General features: G+C 43.8%; 3 protein-coding genes. All 3 read right to left on the bottom strand.

Translation table 11 applies throughout. The features are described from left to right. The coding region (locus tag F6K23_RS40535) for a four helix bundle protein (protein ID WP_293166868.1) at nucleotides 1–315 on the bottom strand (315 nt) is incomplete at its 3' end. Nucleotides 316–482: 167 nt separating this feature from the next. Beyond that, nucleotides 483–998, bottom strand: coding sequence for a hypothetical protein (locus F6K23_RS40530; RefSeq protein WP_293166866.1), 516 nt, complete (start codon nucleotides 996–998; stop codon nucleotides 483–485). Between the two features lie 291 nt (nucleotides 999–1289). Beyond that, on the bottom strand, nucleotides 1290–1394 hold the full coding sequence (locus tag F6K23_RS40525) for a CU044_2847 family protein (protein WP_293166870.1): 105 nt from the start codon (nucleotides 1392–1394) through the stop codon (nucleotides 1290–1292). Nucleotides 1395–1403: the final 9 nt, after the last annotated feature.

The raw sequence follows: 1403 nt of genomic DNA, 5'->3' as shown, positions 1-1403 counted from the left end.
AAATAAGTATGAGCTAACTTTTCCAAGACAGCTAAAGGTTGACCAGACCAAAAAGATTGTAAACAAGAGCCATGAGCATCGTAGCCAGCATATTCCAACATTCCTACTTCTAAACCTATTCCATAAAGTTTTCCTTTTAAAGCCCTCTGAAATGTTGGCTGGGACAGAAACAGCAGCTCTTCTCAACTGGGATGTTAATCCATAGGTTTCCGAGCTAGGAAAACTGCGACTGAAACGATAAGCTAGTAAAACGAAGTGATGAGCTTTTTGCCAAACTATTAAATCTCGAAAGCTTTTAGCTGTTTGGTTTGACATTCATTCCTCCTGTCTCCTGACTCCTGACTCCTGACTCCTGACTCCTTCCTGATCGACACTCCAGAGTACGATAACTCTACTCCAGGGTACGATAACCATTATTTTGTTACTCTAGGTTATCGCAATTTGAGTACTAATTTTTAAGAGTTCCCGGCCCCAAAGGGGCTTTAAAGAGATTTCACCACCCGCCATGCCGATTGATTCCCAATCTTTCCAGACCTAACAAAGGTGAAACTACCCCTAGTGAATTTTTCTCCCTTGGGCTTGACCCCAATTACCTTTTGTACTTCTGATGTACTCAACAGCCAGTTGTTAGCTACAGCTTTTTCTAATTGCTCTAGGTGTGCCAGAGGGTCACTCAAGGGTTTGACTGCTGCTGCTATACGCTCAATTAGGGTAATCAAATCATCTGTGCGATTCAGTCCAGTGGACAAGTCTACTGTGTCCACTGGACTTAGACTGGACTCCAGGGGCGGTGAGTTAAAATCTCCCATTGTGCCGCCGCTGGCAAGATGTTCTTCAAGTTGGTCGAGTGCTTGCAACTGATCTAAGCCAATGTAACTCCGGTTCCCTTGTCGATGGGGTTTGATTTGGAGAGCATCAAGTCGGTTGTAAACTGCTTGTTTGCCTAGCTTGTAGCGATTCGGAAGCTCGGCGACGGGATAAGGATCAATGTCTGTCATAATTCCTCACCTCTGTACACTAGACGAGTCTACTGTGTCCACTAGACACTATAACAGGGTGAGTTAATTGGCTTTTCTACCAAACCAGAAGATAAATACTGGATGGGAAGTCGATTAATCTACTTCCCATTGTACCACAACAAAAAAAACCTATGCCCTGGAGCTAATTTGGTGGCTGATATTTCTAAAAGTAGACGATTAATCAGCATTGCTACTCTCGATGTTTAGCCACCTGGATTTCTCAAATATGAATCACCCCTCCCGGTAAGAGCTGAGGGAAGGGTAGTACATTTATTTTAAATCTTCACTTTCGGGGAAAGAACACTCTACTGTTATCTTCAGGTTACTTTCAGCCGTCCCCTCTGTGACATAAGGAATCCCCGCTTTGCCCCCCACTTTTATGCA

Source organism: Okeania sp. SIO2C9 (genome assembly GCF_010672455.1).
Lineage (GTDB): Bacteria > Cyanobacteriota > Cyanobacteriia > Cyanobacteriales > Microcoleaceae > Okeania.
This window is presented reverse-complemented; position numbering and strand designations above follow the sequence as displayed.

What these genes read in the sequence shown, in the direction of transcription:
- F6K23_RS40530 (WP_293166866.1), bottom strand. Translation starts at nt 998, where the DNA reads ATGACAGACATTGATCCTTATCCCGTCGCCGAGCTTCCGAATCGCTAC.